16 protein-coding genes and 2 pseudogenes are annotated in these 19,676 nt (G+C 58.3%); 9 read left to right on the forward strand and 9 right to left on the reverse strand.

Annotated features, from left to right (window positions below; genetic code table 11):
* Nucleotides 1–234: 234 nt before the first annotated feature.
* Nucleotides 235–615 carry a response regulator gene (locus FHX15_RS29365; protein ID WP_184401848.1) on the reverse strand — a complete coding sequence of 127 codons (381 nt, stop codon included), beginning with the start codon at nt 613–615 and terminating at the stop codon, nt 235–237.
* A gap of 689 nt (nt 616–1,304) precedes the next feature.
* Between FHX15_RS29365 and FHX15_RS31675 the strand changes: the two genes are divergently transcribed.
* From FHX15_RS31675 to FHX15_RS29385, 5 genes are all read left to right on the forward strand, one after another.
* Nucleotides 1,305–2,114, forward strand: a complete 810-nt coding sequence (locus FHX15_RS31675) for a DUF1684 domain-containing protein (RefSeq protein WP_312861945.1) — start codon at nt 1,305–1,307, stop codon at nt 2,112–2,114.
* On the forward strand, nt 2,036–2,236 hold the full coding sequence (locus FHX15_RS31320; RefSeq protein WP_312861947.1) for a DUF2934 domain-containing protein: 201 nt from the start codon (nt 2,036–2,038) through the stop codon (nt 2,234–2,236). Before FHX15_RS31675 ends, FHX15_RS31320 begins: the two co-directional genes overlap by 79 nt.
* Nucleotides 2,237–3,088: 852 nt before the next feature.
* The gene (locus tag FHX15_RS29375; protein WP_409527049.1) at nt 3,089–4,444 is read left to right on the forward strand and encodes a PAS domain S-box protein; all 1,356 of its coding nucleotides are present in this window, start codon (nt 3,089–3,091) and stop codon (nt 4,442–4,444) included.
* A 243-nt stretch (nt 4,445–4,687) separates the two neighbouring features.
* Complete coding sequence (locus FHX15_RS29380) at nt 4,688–5,812, forward strand: PAS domain-containing protein (protein ID WP_184401849.1); 1,125 nt, start codon at nt 4,688–4,690, stop codon at nt 5,810–5,812.
* Entirely contained in the window at nt 5,809–6,285 is a 477-nt protein-coding gene (locus tag FHX15_RS29385) for a response regulator (protein WP_184401850.1), read from the forward strand. The genes FHX15_RS29380 and FHX15_RS29385 overlap by 4 nt, the downstream gene beginning before the upstream one ends.
* Nucleotides 6,286–6,584: 299 nt before the next feature.
* On the opposite strand, the gene FHX15_RS29390 is transcribed toward FHX15_RS29385, so the two are convergent.
* From FHX15_RS29390 to FHX15_RS29410, 5 genes are all read right to left on the reverse strand, one after another.
* Nucleotides 6,585–7,199, reverse strand: coding sequence for a DJ-1/PfpI family protein (locus tag FHX15_RS29390; protein ID WP_112972442.1), 615 nt, complete (start codon nt 7,197–7,199; stop codon nt 6,585–6,587).
* Nucleotides 7,200–7,261: 62 nt separating this feature from the next.
* Entirely contained in the window at nt 7,262–8,209 is a 948-nt protein-coding gene (locus FHX15_RS29395) for a substrate-binding domain-containing protein (RefSeq protein ID WP_184401851.1), read from the reverse strand.
* 53 nt (nt 8,210–8,262) lie between these two features.
* On the reverse strand, nt 8,263–9,255 hold the full coding sequence (locus FHX15_RS29400) for an ABC transporter permease (RefSeq protein WP_184401852.1): 993 nt from the start codon (nt 9,253–9,255) through the stop codon (nt 8,263–8,265).
* Nucleotides 9,252–10,814, reverse strand: coding sequence for a sugar ABC transporter ATP-binding protein (locus tag FHX15_RS29405; protein ID WP_184401864.1), 1,563 nt, complete (start codon nt 10,812–10,814; stop codon nt 9,252–9,254). Before FHX15_RS29405 ends, FHX15_RS29400 begins: the two co-directional genes overlap by 4 nt.
* A 28-nt stretch (nt 10,815–10,842) precedes the next feature.
* Nucleotides 10,843–11,523, reverse strand: a complete 681-nt coding sequence (locus FHX15_RS29410; RefSeq protein WP_184401863.1) for a GntR family transcriptional regulator — start codon at nt 11,521–11,523, stop codon at nt 10,843–10,845.
* Between the two features lie 211 nt (nt 11,524–11,734).
* Between FHX15_RS29410 and FHX15_RS29415 the strand changes: the two genes are divergently transcribed.
* Genes FHX15_RS29415 through FHX15_RS29425 form a run of 3 tightly spaced genes read left to right on the forward strand, consistent with a single transcriptional unit; the run spans nt 11,735 to nt 15,305 of the window.
* Nucleotides 11,735–12,961 carry an iron-containing alcohol dehydrogenase gene (locus FHX15_RS29415; protein ID WP_184401853.1) on the forward strand — a complete coding sequence of 409 codons (1,227 nt, stop codon included), beginning with the start codon at nt 11,735–11,737 and terminating at the stop codon, nt 12,959–12,961.
* A gap of 16 nt (nt 12,962–12,977) precedes the next feature.
* Nucleotides 12,978–14,465 (forward strand): NAD-dependent succinate-semialdehyde dehydrogenase, encoded by a 1,488-nt coding sequence (locus FHX15_RS29420; RefSeq protein ID WP_184401854.1) that lies wholly within the window; start codon nt 12,978–12,980, stop codon nt 14,463–14,465.
* A 15-nt stretch (nt 14,466–14,480) separates the two neighbouring features.
* Nucleotides 14,481–15,305: an alpha/beta hydrolase gene (locus FHX15_RS29425; protein ID WP_184401855.1), complete on the forward strand. Its 825-nt coding sequence runs from the start codon at nt 14,481–14,483 to the stop codon at nt 15,303–15,305.
* A gap of 478 nt (nt 15,306–15,783) precedes the next feature.
* On the opposite strand, the gene FHX15_RS29430 is transcribed toward FHX15_RS29425, so the two are convergent.
* The 3 genes and pseudogenes from FHX15_RS29430 to FHX15_RS29435 all read right to left on the reverse strand — a co-directional run bounded on the left by FHX15_RS29430 (nt 15,784) and on the right by FHX15_RS29435 (nt 19,237).
* Nucleotides 15,784–15,921 carry a hypothetical protein gene (locus tag FHX15_RS29430; RefSeq protein ID WP_184401856.1) on the reverse strand — a complete coding sequence of 46 codons (138 nt, stop codon included), beginning with the start codon at nt 15,919–15,921 and terminating at the stop codon, nt 15,784–15,786.
* Between the two features lie 95 nt (nt 15,922–16,016).
* Nucleotides 16,017–16,231 (reverse strand): annotated as a pseudogene (locus FHX15_RS31325) (SDR family NAD(P)-dependent oxidoreductase); the annotation flags it as partial.
* Nucleotides 16,232–16,639: 408 nt separating this feature from the next.
* Entirely contained in the window at nt 16,640–19,237 is a 2,598-nt protein-coding gene (locus tag FHX15_RS29435; RefSeq protein ID WP_184401857.1) for a PAS domain S-box protein, read from the reverse strand.
* Between the two features lie 104 nt (nt 19,238–19,341).
* On the opposite strand from FHX15_RS29435, the pseudogene FHX15_RS31330 reads away from it, so the two are divergent.
* Nucleotides 19,342–19,534, forward strand: a pseudogene (locus tag FHX15_RS31330) (type II toxin-antitoxin system VapC family toxin); the annotation flags it as partial.
* Nucleotides 19,535–19,676: the final 142 nt, after the last annotated feature.

The following is a 19,676-nucleotide window of genomic DNA, read 5'->3' on the forward strand; positions in this document are numbered from 1 at the left end:
CAGGTGGGTTCACATTCGAACGCTTTCAAGATCGGAAGGATTGTCGCGGTTGTCCCCATCCAGGCAATGGCGTTCTTCGTCCTGATGAGCTTTTATGAAGGAATGCCTCAGAGGCCGGGAGCGCCTCCTCGTGAGGGAGTGGGTCTCTCATAGGTGGTGACGGTGCCGTCGTCATTGGTCTTCGTCGCCTTCAGTATCAAAAGGTACCCTTCCAAGGGGACCCTCTGATACGTATCAGCCGGCATATCCAAGGACCTCGCCTTGGATGGTAGCTATCAGCTGCCGACTCTCGTACGGCTTGGCGAAGAAGCGGACCCCCGTAGGAATATCCGATTGCGTTGTTCCACGATCACCGGATATCACCATGACCTTCACCGACGGCCAGCGTTCCTTCGTGAAGGTAGCGAGCGCCAGTCCGTCCAGTTCTCCGGGCATGCGGATGTCTGTTAACAACACGTCGATGTTCTGAGATGTCTCAAGGATGGCAATCGCGTCTGCATAATTGCTCGCTTCCAGTACCATCATACCGGCATCTTCGAGTAAGCACTTCGTTGCCAATCTGACCAAAGCCTCGTCGTCGACCAGGATTACGCTGATGGCTTTGTTTTTGATCATATTGCATTCTCTCATTTGGGGACCGACCGTCGGATGGGCAAGATGACCGAGCCGCGGGACTTGCCGACCCTAGTCGGGTGGACAAAAAAAGCCCGTCGCGGGAGGAGGTGCGACAGGCTTCTTAATCACATGAGCGGCGGCCGGGAGGAGGATGCCGCAGTTCGATAGCGAGTGAACTCTGGGAGGAGGACGAGGTCACTCAAGTCCAAAGTATCGCGGGAGGATGCGACGCTTCGATACATTCAATATATGCTTGTCTCGCCTAGAGAGTAGGCAAGTTTGCGCAATGGAGCCATGCGCTATGCACGTGTCGAAGTCGTCATTTTTGCCCGAAGATTGTTCGCTGTGGCGAAGCTCCCTGACTGACGGTCCGTCTGTAAAGCTAGTGGGCTGGGTCGATCGCTTACTGAAGCATTTTCCGTTATCATTCAGTCGTTGTTGACTTGGCGCTTAAACGAAATCCGTAATTGACGCGGGCAGTGCAAAAGCCCCAGAGCACATGCTGGCTTCTAACCTTGACGAGCGATTAGATCAGAGAGCGGCGCGCTTTCGGTCATGGGAGAGAATGAATTGAACGAAACTGAACAGCTTTGGGAATGGCGCGAGAAGATCGCAAACCTTTATTACCAGGTGCGTTTCAACGAGGATGTGACCGATGCCTGGAGAATTTGGTGTGAAACTCGTTCGAGATGTTTCGCGACCACCCTCAGTCCCCAATCGAAGCACAAGACCGTAAGACCTATCACGGGCCGACAACGTTTCCTTATGATGCATCGTTTCCCCTGGCGGTGGAGCTCGTTCCAGTAACCCCGGATCACATGACCATCGCTACGGGATCGGATGGTGAGTTGTCGATGCGTTCGTTCGCACGCACCACCGGTTTGGACGCTAGACTTGGTGGCGAACTGACCCTTTACTGGATTGAGGGTTACGGCGGTGGCGTCTTCCTGCCGTTTGCCGATGCGACATCAGGAAGCGAGACGTATGGTGGCGGCCGATACCTTCTTGACACCATCAAGGGAGCAGATCTCGGGGTTGTCCGGCCAGACGGTAAATTAGTGCTCGATTTCAACTTCTCCTATTTTCCTTCGTGCGCTTATTCATCTCGCTACGTCTGCCCATTAGCACCATCGGGCAATCGGCTGGCCGGCGCGGTAAGAGCCGGAGAACGGCATCCCATTTTCGGCATGAAAGCGTCTAGTGCAGAATTCTTGACCCGCAACATAAGGGGCCTGAACGCAGGTGATCGTTCATCTACGATCCATCGCTCCGGCCTTCATATCAGACAATTCCTCTTAGAAGAGAAGGCAGAACGTTCGCACCGGAACTTGGGCTCCGGACGCCCGTTTAAGGCTTACATCAAGCAAGGAGCTTTTCCATGGGAGATCGCGAGCAAGCACGACGGGAGCGCGCCTACAGAATCTGGGAGGCAAAAGGTCGCCCCGAAGGACGCCATCTCGATCACTGGCGACGCGCAGACGAGGACGGCGAAGCAGTAGAGACCGACGCCGCCGAGGTGACCGACGCAAACCAGGAAGCCGACCGCCATTTCAATGGCCAGGGCGCAGAAGCGCCATCAGCGGTAGATCTCAGGCCGCCTTCCGTGTCGAGCGCTGACTGACAAGTACCCGATGGCCTGCACTGAGGGCCAGCCTTTTGGGCGCAGCGGTCCGAACGGCAATGCCGGGTCTAGATTCCTTGTCAGGAACCTTGACCAGTCGTGCATTTCCCAGTTGGATATGAAAATCTCGGACATCCTCCGCTGGCACGGAGTGATGTAGGTGCGGCCTGCCCCTCTGGCGCATTGCCTCCATCCTCTCCGTCCCCTGCTACCGGGCACGGCCTTCGGGTGGGCTCGGGACGTTTCCGGCAGTCGCAGCCATTCTTCACATTAGTGCGCCATGTGATGGCTCCCACTATCGAAACGGCGCGCAGTGTTGAGCGTGTCCCCTTGTTATCGCGTTCAAGCGGCTTAACTTCACATCTGTTTCCATAGGGTCGATAGAGTGTCTGCAATCGAATTGAACAATGAAACCGCGTATGCCGGAATAGCGGACATGATCGAGCGGGGGCTCTGGGACGACTCCGTCGTGGGACCGCCGTCGGAATGGCCTGACTGTCTGAAGTCCGCCGTGGACATCATGCTTCCTTCACATGCACAGATCGTGATGTTCTGGGGCGACCAGTATGCAGCCCTTTATAACGACGCCTACGCTCCCACGATCGGCCTCAGGCATCCGCGTGCGTTGGGAAGACCGGCAAAGGAGAACTGGGGCGAGCTCTGGGATGACCTTAAGCCTTTGTTGGATCGCGTCCTTCATGGTGGCGAGACGGTTTCCGCCAGGGATCGACAGTTTTACATCGAGCGCCACGGACATCCCGAAACCGTCTATTTCGACATTTCCTATTCGCCGAAGACGAAACCGGTAGCGTCCGCGGGGTGTTCTGCATCGTCAGCGAGACGACAGAAAGAGTGCGTTCGCAGCAAGCGCTCAAGGAGAGCGAGGAACGTCTGCGGGCGCTATTTTCCCAGTCCGCCGCAGGTATCGGCCAGACCGACCTTCAGGGCCGGATGACCCTCGTCAACCAGCGCTTCTGCGAGATGCTCGGCTACCAGCGGGAGGAGCTTGTGGGCATCCGTTTTCAGGACTTGACGTTTCCGGACGACCGTCAGGAAGCTGAACGGCTTTTCATGCACCTTGCCGAGACCGGCGAACCCTTCGATATGGAAAAGAGATGCGTGCGGAAAGACGGAAGTCTCGTATGGACGGCTGTCTCGGTCTCTGCTCTCACAGATGACGATGGTTCAATCCGGCAGGTAGGCTTCATCGCCATTGACATCTCGGCCAGGAAGAGCGCCCAGGAAGCGGAGCGCCTGCTTGCGTCAATTATCGCTTCCTCCAACGACGCCATCCTCAGTATCGATCTCGGCATGACGATCACCAACTGGAATGCGGCTGCCGAGAGGCTCTACGGATACACTCGAGACGAGGCGGTGGGAAAGTCGGTCCTGATGCTCCTCCCGGAAGGACGTCATGACGAGGAGCCGGAAATTCTTCGGCAAGTCAGCGCCGGAAAGGTCGTGGAACCTTACGAGACGCAGCGTCGAAGAAAAGATGGCGGTCTGGTAGACGTCCAGCTGAGCGTTTCCCCGATCTACGACAGCAATGGAACAACGATCGGCGCTTCCAAGGTGGCGCACGACATCACGGCCCGAAAGGAGGCCGAACGTCTTCAAACGGTGCTGACCAGCGAGCTCAATCACCGCGTCAAGAATACGTTCTCCACTGTCATTGCTATTGCAAGACAGACCCTGGATCGGGATGGAACAGATCGGAACCAAGTGAGCGCATTCCAGGATCGCCTCATTTCGATGGCGAAGGCACACGATCTGCTCACGCATCGCGACTGGCAACGAGCTGACTTGGGAGAGTTAGTCAGCCAAGTGCTGGAGCCCTACCCTCCTGAGCGGTTCGACATCGAGGGCTGCGCTGTGCTGTTGCCTCAGAAGGCCGTTCTCTCGTTTTCGCTCGCAATCCATGAGCTTGCAACGAACGCCGCAAAATATGGAGCATTGTCTGTCGCTCAAGGGAGGGTCTCGATCTCCTGGAGCTATGAGGAGGCCATCACGAGGCTGCGGTTCAGATGGGTCGAGCGGGATGGCCCGACAGTACAACCGCCGTCCCGGAAAGGCTTTGGTTCGCGTCTGGTCGAGAGGCTTCTGGCAGCCGAGCTGAATGGCCGTTCGACAATCAACTACGATCCTGCCGGTGTCATCTGCGAGATCGAGGCGATCTTGGATCCGGACGCAGCACCGGAGCGACGATAGCTGGTCTTCGGCCATGTTCTGTCATGCTCGCGTCTCCCGTCTTTTCTCCGCAAGCGCCCAATTTTCGCTTATCGCTGCATGCCGTGTGGATCCTTGAAGCGGAAATTCTGCCGCCTAACTGTTTTCCTGCCTTCATCGATGGAGCGGATCACGGTCGGGCAAGGACCGCTGTCGCCGAGGGAGAAGCGGGAACTCGACGAACCCACAATGCATTACACCGAGGCTAGAAACCATTAGGTCCCTATGCAGGAAAACGACCAGAAACGAGCTGAAGCGCGAGATGCCGGGGAGCGCCTTGTTAGCCGCCACGTTCGCGAAGACCCCTTTGCCGCAGCGTTCAAAGCGACGCGTATGCCGATGATTGTCACCGATCCAAATCAGGCCGATAATCCCATCATCTTTTGCAATGCCGCATTCGAAAAGCTGACCGGCTATTCGAGCAGCGAAGCGGTAGGTCGCAACTGCCGCTTCCTTCAAGGCCCGGAGACGAACCTGGAAACGGTGGGTCGCATTCGCGCCGCAATCAGCGCCGGTTCCGATATCGCCATCGACATCTTGAACTACAAGAAGGATGGCGAACCCTTCTGGAACGCCCTGTTCCTATCTCCGGTGCGCGACGATAATGACAAGATTATCTACTTCTTCGCCTCCCAGCTCGACTTCACCAATGTGAAATCACGGGAGGCCGATCTCGCCGCCGCACGTCATCGCGCAGAAGAGGAAGTCGCCGCGCACACCGAGAAGCTGGAGGCTGCACTCAAAGCCAGGTCGCTGCTCGTCCACGAGGTCGATCACCGCGTCAAGAACAACCTGCTGACCATGGCGTCGATCGTAAAACTCCAGACCCGGCTTACCAGGGACGAAGGGCAGAAGCGCGTTTTGAGGTCCGTGCTAAATCGCGTGGAGGCCTTAAGCACCGTTCAAAGGAAACTGTTCACGCTGGAGGACGTCTCGCGCTTCGACGTCGCGGATTTCACGAAGGAACTCGTCACCGATCTTGTCGAAGCTGTTGGGCGCAAGGATATCCGGCTGACGCTTGATCTGCATCCCCTCTATGTACCGGCCGTAAAGGCGACACCGCTGTCGCTGATCGTCAACGAGCTCGTTGGCGACGCCGTCCGGCGGGGCTTAAGCGACGGTGGTGGCGACATCCATGTCGTCGTCAAACGGTTGAACGGCCATTTCCTAATCAGAGTGGAAGACACCTCCATACCGGTTGAGGTCGATGCAGATACGGCCGAGATCGGTCGCATTCTTCTCGAAACCTCTGCCAAGCAGGTTGATGCGAAAATCGAGAAGCGGATCGAGGGGCATCGAACAACAGTCGATGTCACTTTGCTCGTAGATGCACAGGAGAGCGCGCATTGAAGGTCATGATTGTCGAAGATGAGATGTTGCTCGCCATGGAGCTTGAAACCGAGGTTGAAATGGCCGGACACGAAGTTAGTGGCATGGCGATGAACCGCAGGCAGGTGGACGACCTTCTGCAAGCGCATCGTCCGGATTTCGCTTTTGTCGATATCCATCTTCAGGACGGTCCAACCGGGATCGAGGTCGGGCGCGATCTGGCATCCAAAGGCATTCCGTATGTGTTCGTCAGCGGTAATATCAAAAAGATCCCCGCGGACTTCGCAGGCGCCCTTGGCGCGATCGAAAAGCCCTATACGATGAACGGCATGACGAATGCTCTTGCCTATATCTCAGCAATCCTGATGGGTGAGGAAGATATATCCCCTCCCGCAAGCCTTGTGCTCGCGGACGACGCTCGGACCATCCTGTTTGCAGGCGCACGGAGTTCGACGTCATTCTGGGAAGCTCAGGATAACCTCAACGAACGGTAAGGCGGTGCGGCAAGCAATCTGTTGGCTGAGCGGATATCCCGCTTGCTCGGGCCATGTTGGAACCACCGCTGTGAAGGCTGGTGGGCTGACTTGACCTTCGTCGTGCGACCTAGACGAGTTACACGGCGTTGCGAAAGTTCGGAGCCAACGTGACGAATTTTTCCGATCCGTGTCTCGGTCAAGTGACCGAGCCGTGGCGAGAACGTGGGAGACTTAGAGCAGCAAAGCCTCTTCGGAAAAGGCAACCCCGCATTTTCGCGAGCGTTGCCTGATCATAAACCAATAGCAGGAATGCGAGCTCAGGCCGCCTTGGCGATATCGTCGCTGTGGCGGATTTCCGTGCCGAGCACCTTCAGGCATTCGCGGATGAATGCAGCAAGCGCGGTCCATCCCTTCGCGGAAACCATAGTGCCATCGACATACGCTTCCGTCGGCGACAGATCGATATAGGTGCCGCCTGCAAGCGTGACTTCCGGCTCGCAAGCCCCGAGAGCACCGACCTTCTTGCCGCGAACCACACCGTCGACGGCAATCAGAATCTGGACACCGTGGCAAATCGTAAAGATCGGTTTTTGCTTCTCGTGAAAATGCCGCACGATTGCCTGGACGCGTTTATCGGTGCGGATATATTCGGGGCCGCGACCGCCTGCGCAATAGACTGCATGATATTGATCGAGCTGCGCTTCCGCTTCCGAGAAGGTCTTGTTGATCGTGAAGAAGTGCCCGAGCTTCTCCGTATATGTCTGATCGCCCTCGAAATCGTGGAGCGAGGTCTTGATCAGATCGCCGGCCTTCTTGTCGGGGCAGATCACGTGGACCGTGTGGCCGACTGCCTCCATCGCCTGCTGATAGACATAGATTTCGTATTCCTCGGTAAATTCACCGGTCAGCATCAGTATCTTCTTACCAGGCATGATCTACTCCTCTTCTTCATGCAATGGGGCGGCGGCTGCGGCCGCCCCTGGTTTTGGTCTCATTAGAACGGAGAATTGGGGAAATAGTATTCCTTGGCGTTCTCCTGGGTGATCAGCGGCGCATCCAGCTTGACCGTGCCTCGTACCGGCGCCTGGCCAACAATATTAGCAACGGTCATGTAGATGGCGGTCTTGATCATGGCAGGCGGATAGGGTGTCTCGACCGGCGTCATCTTATCGCCGTCGATCACCTTCTTGACGATGTCCTTCATACCATTGCCGCCAAGGGCAAGCTTGATGTCCTTGCGGCCAGATTCCTTGACGGCCTCGAGCACACCGAGAAGCATGTCGTCGTCATTTGCCCAGACAGCATCGATCTGCGGGTATTTAGCAAGATAATCCTGCATCAGCTTGAAGGCGTCATCACTGTTCCAGTTCGCGTACTGGATGTCCAGAACCTTGAGATCGGTTCCCTTGATGGCATCCTGAAAGCCCTGGATGCGTTCATCGTCGATGACCGTCGGAATGCCGCGCAAGACGACGAGATTGCCTTTGCCGCCTAGCTTGTCGATCATGAACTTCGCTGTATTGCGGCCAACGGCGATGTTGTCACCGGCAAGGTAGAGGTCCTGTATGGACTGGTCGTTCAGGCCACGGTCCACGACAGTGATGAAAGTGCCGGCATCCTTGACCGCCTTGACCGGCGTCGTCAGTTCTTCGGATGTATAGGGCAGGATGACTAGCGCATCGAGCTTGCGTCCCGCGGAAAGATCTTCAAGCGCACTCACCTGCGCCGTTGCCGAAGGCGAGGTCTTCACAACGACCTCGACATTCGGAAAGGCGGCATTGACTTCCTTTGCGGCAGCTTGAGCGTGATAGACGATGCCTGCTGTCCAGCCGTGGTCGGCTGCCGGGATCGACACGGCAACAACCTTTTTATCTGCCGAAAGGGCCGGGCCGGCGAGCAGAACCGTACTGACGGCCAGGGCCGCAATCCATTTTCTAGACATTCATTCCTCCCAGAATCGGACCACAAACATCAATCCGCGCGGTCCGGACGCGGTTACTTCGAGAACCTCTGAATGAGCATTGCTATGATGATGATGACACCCTGAACACCGGCGACGAGGTATTCCGATACGAAATCCGAGAGCACCATCAGGTTGGCGATAAGTTCGAGGATGACCGCACCGGCGACCGTGCCCCAGACATGGCCCTTGCCACCTCGCAGGGCAGTTCCGCCTATGACGACTGCAGTGATGACCTGCAATTCCCACAGCACACCGGTGGTCGGTGTCGCCGCTCCGAGGCGCGGCACATAGCAGATCGCAGCGATCGCAACGCATACACCCTGCATCGCGTAGGCGATCGTGCGCGTCTTGATGATTGAAATGCCTGAGTAGCGGGCCACGTCCTCATTCGCGCCAACGGCGGCGCATTTCCGGCCGTACTTCATCTTGTAAAGGATGAAGGATGCGATAGCGGCAACGGCAATCGAAATGAGGATCGGAAATGGAATACCGCCAAGCGTGCCGAAATAGACGGGCCGATAGGCATCGCGGAGACTGCGATCGATTGGGATTGTTCCGCCATCCGACATATAGGTGATGAGGGCTCGGAAGATCCCCATGGTACCGAGTGTGGCGATAAAGGGCTCTATCTTTCCGACGGTAACGATGAGCCCGTTCATCAGCCCGCAGATGAGCCCAACGACAAGCGCGATGGCCATGCCGGCAGGTATTGCCAGGACACCCCAGTCGGCAGCCGTCCTGTTCATGAACATGATGGTTATGCCCGTGATGAATGCGGCCATCGAACCGACTGAAAGATCCAGTCCGCCGGATGAGATGACGAAGGTCGCACCGACGGCGATGATCGCGATGAAGGCGCTTCGCGTGATCACATTGCCGAGATTGGTCGCCGAGAGGAAATCCTGGTTGATCGAAAAGCCGATCAGCAGCAGCGCCAGAAGCGCAAGAAAGGGGCCGACATCCGACCACCCGATGTTCCATTCCCGCTCCGGCCGAACCGGCGTCGAACCCGTAATTACACTCATTGTCTTCCTCCCTGCTTCGCCGCAACCTTCGTCTCGCTGGTGGCAAGAAGCGCAATCTCGTGTTCCGTCATTCTGTCGCCCGTCACCTCTCCCGTGATGCGCCCCTCCCGCATCACAAGAATCCGGTCGCAGATCCCGATCAGTTCCTGCATTTCGGACGAAATGACGATGCAGGTCCTGCCTTCTGCGACAAGGCGCTCGATGAAGGCGTAGATCTGGGCCTTGTTCGCGATGTCGATACCGCGCGTCGGCTCGTCGATGACCACGACCGAAGGATCGGTGAGAAGCACCTTGGCGAGCAGAAGCTTCTGCTGGTTGCCACCGGAAAGCTGGCTCGCCTTGACGGCGTAACTTTTCAGGCGGATGTCATAGGCGCTGACGGCTTCGACAAGCGCGCTCTGCTCACGGCGGCGGCGCATCAGAAGGCCGGGATGAAATCTGCCTAGGGCAGACAGCGTGAGGTTCGGCGCAAGCCGTTCCTGCAGCAGCAGGCCCTTGCCTTTGCGGTCCTCGGTCAGGTAACCGATGCCTGCATCCATCGCCGCCCGGGCACGCCTGATATCAATCGCCCTGCCCTGCAATTTTACGGTTCCGTTGGCAGGACGCAGGCCCATGATGCCCTCGAACACCTCGGTGCGGCCGGCACCGATCATGCCGGCGAATCCGAGGACCTCGCCTTTGTAAGCGGTAAACGAGATGTTGCCTGCGAAGCCGGGAACGCCAAGGCCCTCGACTTCTAGCATCGCTGGTAGCGCTGGCTTTACGGTCTTATCGGGGTAAAGGGCGGCGAGATCGCGCCCAACCATCAGCCGCGCCATGTCCATCTGCGTCAGGCTATGGCCGGGATATGTGCCGACCATCTTGCCGTCTCGAAGCACCGTCACCTTGTCGGCAAGCCGCTGGACTTCATCGAGACGATGGCTGATGTAGAGTACGGCAGCACCCTGCTCCTTCAGCTGTAGGATGATGGCAAGCAGTCGCTCGACCTCCTCACCCGTCAGGACTGCAGTTGGCTCGTCGAAGATGACAAGCTTGTAATCGTCGAGGAGTGCACGTGCGATCTGGACGAGCTGGCGATCCGCAAGCGAGATGTCGCGCACCAAAGCGTTCGGCGATACGTCACATCCAAGGTCCTGAAGTTTTTCGACGGCCATACGCCGCATCGTCCGATCATCGACCAGCCCATAACGCATCAGCTCGCGGCCGAGGAAAAGATTTTCGGCGACAGTCAGGGCGTCGGCAAGCAGGATCTCCTGGTGCACCAGAACAATACCCGCTTCCTGCGCCTGCTCAGGCTTTGAGAAACCGACCTTGCGGCCGCCCATCGACAGCGTTCCTGCACTTGGCTCGGCGTAACCGGAAAGGAGCCGCATGAATGTCGACTTGCCGGCGCCATTCTCGCCGATGATGGCATGGATCTCGCCGGGAAAGATATCGAGCGTGACTCCCGAGAGTACGGTGACCGGTCCGTACTGCTTCGACATGCCCTCTGCACGAAGGACCGGATGAGAGACAAGGCCATCGGTCTCAGACACCAAGCTCCTCCCCTTCCTCTCCATGGTCATGACGCTCGACATTACCCGCCTCTCAATCGAAGGCCGGCACGAGCCGGTCCCGAGAATGTTCGAGATGGGTTCTCATGGCCTTCTCGGCAGCCGATGGGTCACCTGCAGCAAAGGCAGAGAGTAGCGCTTCGTGCTCGTCCAGCGCCTCTTCGGTGACGCGGGAGTGAAACATCAGTCGAAAGATGTGAAAATGCGTGTGTTGGTGGCTGAGAGTTTGGCGAATGAGCTCGTTGCCTGCAAATTCCATGATCCTGTCATGAAAAACGGCGTCCTGCCGCGCGAAGGTGGAATAGCGCAGGCGTTCATCCGCCCCTTCCCGGCGCCCCATCACGCCGGCCACCTCCCTAAGGATCGCGAGCTTTTCATCGTCCATAGCCTTTGCCGCCCTCGCAGCACCGTCTGGCTCGAGAAGCAACCGCAAGTGATAGAGCTCATCGAAGCGCCGATGGGTAATCTGCGGGGCCGCGCTGTAACCGATAAGATGCGTCTTGACGACAAGCCCCTCCCCCTCGAGGCGGCCAAGCGCCTCGCGGATCGGCGTCTGGGAAACGTTGAATTCCTTGACAAGATTGTCAACGGTAATGCGCGCACCCGGAGCGATCTTCAAAGACATTAGCTGCGCAAAAATCACCTCGTAGACGCTGTCCGCGAGACTGTTGCTGCGCTGGATGAAACCACTCGGATCAGGCGTGGCGTTGAGCATCATCGTATTCCGGCCCTGCATTTTATTTGCCTCTTGACAGGAACAATCGCTAACACGATGCTCGGCGATATGCAATCCCATATCCTATAGGATTTTATATCGGAGATTCCATGAAGGTCATTCGGATAAGCGCGAAGGAAATCGCGCGAGAGTTTTGCGACGCTTCCTCGAGATCTGTCTTCATCCCTCGACTGGTGAAAGGGCGAGTACAATGACCCTCTTTGCCGCTATCCGGCTCCCGAAAGAAATCCTGTTCGGCAAGGGCCAACGTTTGTCGCTGCCATCGGTCGCCAAGAGGCTTGGCCAAAGGGCGCTGATCTGCACGGATGAGCGCTTCGCAGGCACTTCCGTTTTCCTCGAGCTTGTGGCGGCACTTCACGCGGCATCGATCGAGACACTGGTCCATGATCGGGTCCTGCCGGACGTGCCGCGCGACACCGTTGCGCTATGCGTCGAGGAGGCGCGGAGCTTCGAGCCCGACATGGCGATAGGAATAGGCGGGGGGAGTTGCCTCGACATGGCAAAATGCGCCGCCCTGCTGTTGAGCCATGGCGGAAGCCTCTCGGACTACTATGGCGAGTTCAGGGTTCCCGGTCCGACAATCCCGATCATCGCTGTCCCGACCACGGCGGGTACCGGCTCGGAGGTGACGCCGGTTGCCGTCATCTCCGACCCGGATCGGACGCTGAAAGTCGGCATATCGAGCCCTTATCTTATCGCCGCAGCGGCTATTTGCGATCCGGAGCTGACAATGTCCTGCCCGCCGGGTCTGACCGCTGTCGCGGGAGCGGATGCGTTGACTCATGCAATCGAGGCGTTCACCGCCGCCCGACGCGGCGCCGACCCGTTGCTGCCCCAGAATCATGTCTTTATCGGTAAGAGCGAACTTACCGACTATTTCGCGCTTCTCGCGATCAAGCTCCTGGGACGCAGCCTTGAAACGGCTTGCAAGGAGGGATCGAACGAAGATGCCCGCGCCGACGTAATGATGGGTGCGCTGGCTGCCGGCTGCGCATTCGGCACGGCCGGTACCGCAGCGGCGCATGCCATCCAGTATCCCGCAGGCGCGTTAACCCATACGGCCCACGGGCTTGGCGTCGCAACGATGATGCCCTACGTCATGAACTACAACCGCTCCGCCTCGATGACCGAAATGGCTGAGATCGGGTACGCGCTCGGTCTGGATTCAACGAGCAGAACGAAGCAGGAAATGGCGGAAGCAGCCATCGAGGAGATCCGCAGGCTCTTTCGAGCCATCGGCATCACGCCGACACTCGCCGATCTCGGGCTGCCCCCCGACAAGCTCGACTGGACTGCCGAACAGGCGCTCAGCATCGACAGATTGATCAAGAATAACCCGAGGCCTTTCGACATCGACGCCATGAAGCGTCTCGTTCGTGCAGCCTATGACGGCGATCTTGCCGCCTCTGCCCTCTAAGCGTTCGAGGACCAAAATGACTATTGCCCAGCAACTGCCACAGGCCGAGCGCCACCTGCCAGACATTGAGGCCACGACCCGCGGCCTTTATATCGATGGGAACTGGCGGCAATCGAAAAGCGGGCGCAAGATCGACGTGGTCGACCCCTCGACCGGGGCGCTTCTTGCGACTGTTGCGGACGCCACCGTCGAGGATGCACAGGCAAGCATAGAGGCCGCATCCCGGGCTGCGCCCGGCTGGCGGTCGACGCCGCCGCGCAAGCGCTCGGAGATCTTGCGACGCTGTTTCGAACTGATGGTCGAGCGTTCCGAAATGCTTGCTGCCTTGATCTCCCTGGAGAATGGAAAGGCGCTGCGCGACGCCCGCGGCGAGGTTGCCTATGCCGCCGAGTTTTTCCGCTGGAATGCCGAAGAGGCCGTCCGCATTACGGGAGAATTCGGCATCGCTCCGTCGGGAGCCAACCGGATCATTGTCGATTACCAGCCGATCGGTATTTGCCTGCTAATCACGCCATGGAATTTCCCGGCTGCAATGGCCACGCGAAAGATCGCTCCGGCACTCGCCGCCGGCTGCACCGTCATCCTGAAGCCGGCAAGCGAGACGCCGCTGACGGCCTATGCGCTGGCGTCGATCTATGAGGAGGCCGGTGTACCGCCGGGCGTCGTCAATGTTCTGACGACGAGCTCTCCTGCGCCGTTCAGCGCCACCATTCTCGCGGATCCACGCGTCAGAAAACTCTCGTTTACCGGCTCTACGGGTGTTGGCCGCCTGCTTCTCGCGGAAGCGGCCAAGCATGTCATCTCCTGTTCGATGGAACTCGGCGGCAACGCTCCCTTCATCGTTTTTGACGATGCCGACCTGGATGCAGCACTCGATGGCGCAATGGTTGCGAAGATGCGCAACGCGGGCGAAGCCTGTACCGCGGCGAACCGTCTTTACGTCCAGTCAGGAATCTATGAGTCATTCGCGGCAGGGCTGACCAAAAGAATGGCAGCTCTCAACGTAGGTCCCGGTGTCGACGTCCTCACCGAATGCGGACCAATGATCACGCCAAAGGCGGTGGAGAAGATTGATCGCCTCGTGAGTGACGCCAAGGCAAAGGGTGCGCGCGTCACCTGCGGCGGCGAGGCCCCTGCTGGGCTGGGTTACTTTTACCCGCCGACGGTCCTTGTCGACATGCCCGACGGTGTCGAGATGTCACAAGAGGAAATCTTCGGACCGGTTGCACCACTTTACAGGTTTGAGACCGAGGACGAGGTGATAAGGCGTGCCAACGACACCGACTACGGTCTTGCCGCCTATGTCTTCACGCGCGACATATCACGGGGGTTTCGCGTTTCCTCCGCTTTGGAGGCGGGTATGATCGCGCTCAATCGCGGGCTGGTTTCCGATCCGGCAGCGCCGTTTGGCGGTGTCAAGCAAAGTGGTCTCGGACGTGAAGGCGGACAGCATCACGGCATCGCCGAGTTCATGGAAGCCAAGTATGTCGCAACGAGCTTCTGAGGTGGAGGAAAAATTTTGGAGACTGATCCGTTTCGCATACGGGGACATGTGTCGGACTTCGACGCCATCGTCTCGGAGATTAGGGCAAAGAGTGCTTCGACCCGCGCAAGGCTCGCCATGAGGGAAATCTCTTATGGGAACGGAGCAGGTGAAACCCTGGACGTCTTCTATCCCGACGGTCCAGCCAACCGGCGGCCGGTGCACATGTTCATCCACGGCGGCTACTGGCGGATGTTTTCCAAGCGCGACTACTCCTTTGTCGCCGAGACGATTACCGGCACGGGAGCAATCGCCGTCATCGTCGATTACGCTCTGATGCCGCATTTCAGGATGGAGGTGCTGGTTGGCCAGGTGCGGCGGGCAAAGCAATGGGTACTGGCACATATCGCAGGCCACGGCGGCGACGCATCTCGCTTTTCGGTCAGCGGTCATTCCGCCGGGGCCCATCTTGCGACCTTCCTGTTTCATCGGCAGGAGGCTTTCTCAGGCGTGTCGGCAGCCCTCCTGCTTGGGGGTCTATACGACCTGAAGCCCCTGCAATCATCGTTCCTGCAATCAGAGATTGCCATAACCGACACAGAGGTTGCCGACTTTTCGCCGATCCTGCACTCTTTTGACGAGAGCTGCCGCGCCACGATCGCGGTCGGCGCTGAAGAAACACCGCCGTTTCATAACCAGGCGGAGGCCTTCTCATCGCACCTGCAACAGCAAGGACTGTTGGTCACCAACGAAAGGCTTGAAGGCTCCAATCATATGAGCAGCGTTCGCGATCTTGGCCTTCCTGGCACGGCCATCGGTCGAATCCTCAGCGAGACGATCGCATATGCCCATCGGGGATGAATAACACTATCTCACAGCCTTCCTAGGCAGAGCGTCGAAGCAGACTGGAGCGCGCTCACCTTTCAGCGTGCCAAAGTCCATCAACGCAAAATGCTAGTCAAACCGTTCGTGTTTCGAGTCAGCGGGTGACCACAAGACTGACAAAGCGGCTGCTGCGGAGAGAACCTGGAGTGTGTTCGTCATCGTGTGTGCGGTCGATGTTAGTTCACCGAAGGTGACGCATTGACGATGGGCCGATCGCGGTTTGGTCAAAAAGGGGCAGTCGGATTGCCGCGATGAGCGCGGTCTTGATCATGAGGCGGCTCATACAGGAGTTCCGCGCAGCTGCAAGTTAGCTTTATGGCCGTATGGGCCGGCAGCAGACTTCAAGGGCCCGTTCGAGACGGACACGTCGCCATTTCGCAATGATATCTGCATCCCCAGGCGCTTGCCTCTCGCGTCCTTCGCCTCGTTCGATAGAGCGATCTGACATCAAGCTTCACTTCTGGGCGGTCTCGTTCACGCTCGATTCGATCTTGGTGCCGTTGCCGGTCTGTCCGGCACCCGACGGAGACATTATCGCGATGCTCAGCACCGAGGCTATCATGACGGCAACAACGGCAATCATCAGACGCATAAACGTTCAAATCCCTGTTTGTCTTGCGGGGGATAAACGTCGGATGTTTTAGAGGGTTCCGTGTTGGCTACTACACCGGCTGGGGAGGTATTTGCCATCGCCACCTGCCCTGCCTTGGTCGCGGTGTACGCCGTTGCGCCGGGCGTCGTAAATGTTCGCATTCCATTGATCGAGGACACGACGGCGATTGCGCCACCCCCGCCCGCTGCAAGTGAGGCGCCGTCGTGTGGATCGTCGGGAAGGTGCCCGTGAGGTTGATCGCGATGGTACGGTTCCATTCCTCGAGCGTCAGATCATTGATCGGCGCCACACGCGCAGATCCGATTACAGCTCAAAACCATCCTTTGCGCGTCAGAACCAAAGCAATGGCGCGACGGCGCTCTGGATGGTGATCGCCGATGTTCAATGATATCCCAGGATCAACTTAGCTCCGGATGAGCTTGAAATTCGTTCCCATATTCCTCCACCAACGTGGGCGGCATACCCGAGGCAAATGTCAGCACCTTGAAGATGTGATTCTGTTCGACGGTGATGAATCCGAGGAAGATATGTCGATTTGCGCTGAGAGCTGACCTGGGATCCGAGTGAACCCCTGGAGCTGGAGCAGCTCCAGGGTTCACTCCATGGCTCGGTTCCGCGTAGAAACCAACAGCCGAGCCCCTGCGCCTTCGGCCCCCCCGGCTGTCAGCGGCCAGCGGGACGGGAGAAACAGCGTCGATCAAACACCCACGTGCCGATTTTCGATCATGTCGGTGATCTTGTTGGCCAGTTCCGTCATCACAAACGGTTTGGTGATCACCTCCATGCCCGCCTCAAGATGACCGTTTCCGACAGCGGCGTTCTCCGCGAAACCGGTGATGAACAGCACCTTCAGGTCTGGGCGGGTCAGTCGGGCAGCGTCGGCGACCTGACGACCGTTCAGACCCCCCGGTAATCCGACATCGGTGATAAGCAGATCAATCCCGACGTCAGACTGAAGGATCTTCAGTCCAGACGAACCGTCTTCCGCTTCGAGCGCAACATATCCGGCCTCCTCGAGCACTTCCACAATGAGCATGCGAACTGTCGGTTCGTCATCGATGACGAGCACGGTTTCGCCAGCGCCCATTTCCGGGATCGGTGCGTCCACTGAGTCGGCATCGTCGGTGACCTCGCCAGTATAGCGGGGGAGATAAAGGCACATCGTCGTTCCGTGACCAAGCTCGCTGTAGACGCGGATCTGGCCGCCGGACTGCCGCACGAAACCGTGGATCATGGAAAGACCCAGACCTGTGCCCTGACCGATTGGCTTGGTCGTGAAGAACGGATCGAAAATGCGGTCGGCGATCTCTTTCGGGATGCCTGTCCCCGTATCGCTCACGCATACCGAGATATATTGGCCTGGTGGCAGGTCGCGCTCCTGTCCGGCGCGGTTGTCCAGCCACTTGTTCGCCGTTTCGATCGTCAGTTTGCCGCCCTCGGGCATAGCATCGCGGGCGTTGATGGCGAGGTTAAGGAGGGCGCTTTCGAGCTGGGCGGTGTCGATCCTGGTCGGCCAGAGGCCCGCGGCCCCAACGACCTCGATCTTAATGGCCGGGCCGACCGTGCGCCTTATGAGGTCCTCCATACCAAAGACCAGCCGGTTCACGTCGGTAGGCTTCGGATCGAGAGTTTGGCGACGGGAAAAGGCAAGCAGCCGCTGGGTCAGTGCTGCAGCGCGTTGGGCGGACGTCTGGGCACCGCTGATGAAGCGCTCGATGCCATCGCTTCGCCCCTGAGAAAGGCGTCTTTCGATGATCTCGAGACTGCCTGTGATCCCCGCCAGAAGATTGTTGAAGTCGTGCGCGATACCGCCTGTGAGCTGGCCGACGGCCTCCATCTTCTGCGCTTGGCGGAGCGCCTCTTCAGCCTCAGCGCGTTTATTCATCTCGGCTTCCACCTGCTCTTCCAGACGGTAATTGAGCTGGTGCAGCCGCTCTTCGGTTGCCTTCCGTTCGGTGATGTCGAGCACGGTGCCGACAAATCGCGTGCCCTGGTCCGTATTAAAGAACGCGCGTCCGGTAGCGGCAACCCACCGCTGCTTTCCGTCCTCGATGCCAATCGTGCGATATTCGATCTCGTAGTGCCCCGAACCCTGAGGGTCGATCGCGCGGCGGACGGCCGCATCGGCGCGCTCACGGTCATCCGGATGAATGCCCGCTATGAAGGAGCCCTCGTAGGTTACTGTCGCCTCCGGCGACAGGCCGAAAAGCTGCTTGCAGCGAACGTCCCATCGAAGCTCATTCGACGCGGGATCGTAGTCCCAGGTGCCGATTTCCGCTGCTTCAGTGGCCAGTCGCAAGCGTGCTTCGCTGTCGGCGAGCTCACTCTCAGCCTTCCGCCGCTGTGCAAGTTCTCGTTCGAGGGCCCGGAAGAGCCTCGAGTTATCGATTGCCACGGCTGCCTCGGCTGCCAGGCCTTCGAGGCCCCGCTCCGAACGGCCATCGAAGACGCCAACGTCAGCGTGCCCGAAGAACAGCCCGCCGATCACCTCTCCGCTACGCGAGATGACCGGCACCGCCAGATAGCTACGGACGGGAAGATGTCCCTCCGGCATGCCCCTGCGCGGTGCATTCTGACCGTAACGCGGGTCCTTCGTGATATCGTCGGAGCGAACGATACCTTCACCCCCGAAAGTCGGTGCGAACACTGCGGTATTGCGCGGCATGGGGAATTTGGAGAATGCTTCGGCCGGCACTCCCGAGAGGGTGTAGAGCATGTAGCTCTCCCCGACCTCATTCTCGACATTGTAGAAGAAGGCCCCAAACTGTGCTCCCGTGAGCTCCACGCCTGCGTCGGTCACGATCTGGACGAGTTCCTGAAGATCGGTCTTGGCCGCTAAGGCGGAGCTCGCCCGATTGAGGATTTCGAGCGCGCGACGTTCTTCCGAAATCGCTTCCTCGGCTTCTCGCTCCTCCGTACGATCCCGCAGGATCTTCGTGAATCCGATCACCATGCCAGCTCTGTCGCGGATCGGCGACATCTCGCCTACAGCCCAAACTTGCGATCCGTCGCGGCGGATGCGCCATCCTTCCGTTCCGCCACCACGGCCGACGGTCAGGGCATCGTCCATCTCTTGTCGGAGTGCTGCGGCGCCCTCTCCGGGAGGGAACAAGCGCTCCAGCGTTTCGCCAAGAACGTCGGGAGCGGTCCACCCCAGCATCCGGGAGGCGCCCTCGCTCCAACTGGTGACCCGGCCTTCAAGATCAGTGGTAATGATCGCCGTGCCGACGGCACTATCTACGATCTGGCGCCATTCGTCAGCGCTTATTGCGCTCGACGCATCTGGCTTGGTCATGAATCCCCCGAAAGAATTAGCCCTAGATTTCGGGGGCTCAACGAAAACCTATCGAAATTGTTCCGCAAGCTGGTGGCTTTAATCCATTTAGCGTTCGTCGCAAGCACGACGAGGTGATGACGACGACCGATCAACACGACGTTTTGAGTATGGCATCGGCTATACAGATGCCCACTTGCTCGCCCCGATACTGCTTCATCGGCGAGCGGCATTATGGACCAGGGACAAGGGTCTGCAGGGGGCGGCCGAAAAGGCAGGCGCGCTTCATTGCATAAGCCGGACCATCACCGCAACTAAACACCAAAATGGTCCTGCTGAGTTTTCGAATTTCGATCTCTTTGCACTAGGGTCGAAACCCAATCAACATATTGATTAAAATATCTCCGTATGATTCACTTTGGTAATAACAGGAGTTTGAATCATGGCAGGAGAATTCTGG

The sequence above is a fragment of the Rhizobium sp. BK650 genome, assembly GCF_014195325.1.
In the GTDB taxonomy this organism is placed as follows: Bacteria; Pseudomonadota; Alphaproteobacteria; order Rhizobiales; family Rhizobiaceae; genus Rhizobium.

Bases quoted from the DNA above. Each gene is read 5' to 3' on its own strand.
- FHX15_RS29400 (WP_184401852.1), bottom strand. From the start codon at position 9,255: ATGAGTGTAATTACGGGTTCGACGCCGGTTCGGCCGGAGCGGGAATGG.
- FHX15_RS29380 (WP_184401849.1), top strand. From the start codon at position 4,688: ATGCAGGAAAACGACCAGAAACGAGCTGAAGCGCGAGATGCCGGGGAG.
- FHX15_RS29405 (WP_184401864.1), bottom strand. From the start codon at position 10,814: ATGGAGAGGAAGGGGAGGAGCTTGGTGTCTGAGACCGATGGCCTTGTC.
- FHX15_RS31675 (WP_312861945.1), top strand. From the start codon at position 1,305: ATGTTTCGCGACCACCCTCAGTCCCCAATCGAAGCACAAGACCGTAAG.
- FHX15_RS29415 (WP_184401853.1), top strand. From the start codon at position 11,735: ATGACCCTCTTTGCCGCTATCCGGCTCCCGAAAGAAATCCTGTTCGGC.
- FHX15_RS29435 (WP_184401857.1), bottom strand. From the start codon at position 19,237: ATGACCAAGCCAGATGCGTCGAGCGCAATAAGCGCTGACGAATGGCGC.
- FHX15_RS29420 (WP_184401854.1), top strand. From the start codon at position 12,978: ATGACTATTGCCCAGCAACTGCCACAGGCCGAGCGCCACCTGCCAGAC.
- FHX15_RS29390 (WP_112972442.1), bottom strand. From the start codon at position 7,199: ATGCCTGGTAAGAAGATACTGATGCTGACCGGTGAATTTACCGAGGAA.
- FHX15_RS29395 (WP_184401851.1), bottom strand. From the start codon at position 8,209: ATGTCTAGAAAATGGATTGCGGCCCTGGCCGTCAGTACGGTTCTGCTC.
- FHX15_RS29365 (WP_184401848.1), bottom strand. From the start codon at position 615: ATGATCAAAAACAAAGCCATCAGCGTAATCCTGGTCGACGACGAGGCT.
- FHX15_RS29430 (WP_184401856.1), bottom strand. From the start codon at position 15,921: ATGCGTCTGATGATTGCCGTTGTTGCCGTCATGATAGCCTCGGTGCTG.
- FHX15_RS29410 (WP_184401863.1), bottom strand. From the start codon at position 11,523: ATGCTCAACGCCACGCCTGATCCGAGTGGTTTCATCCAGCGCAGCAAC.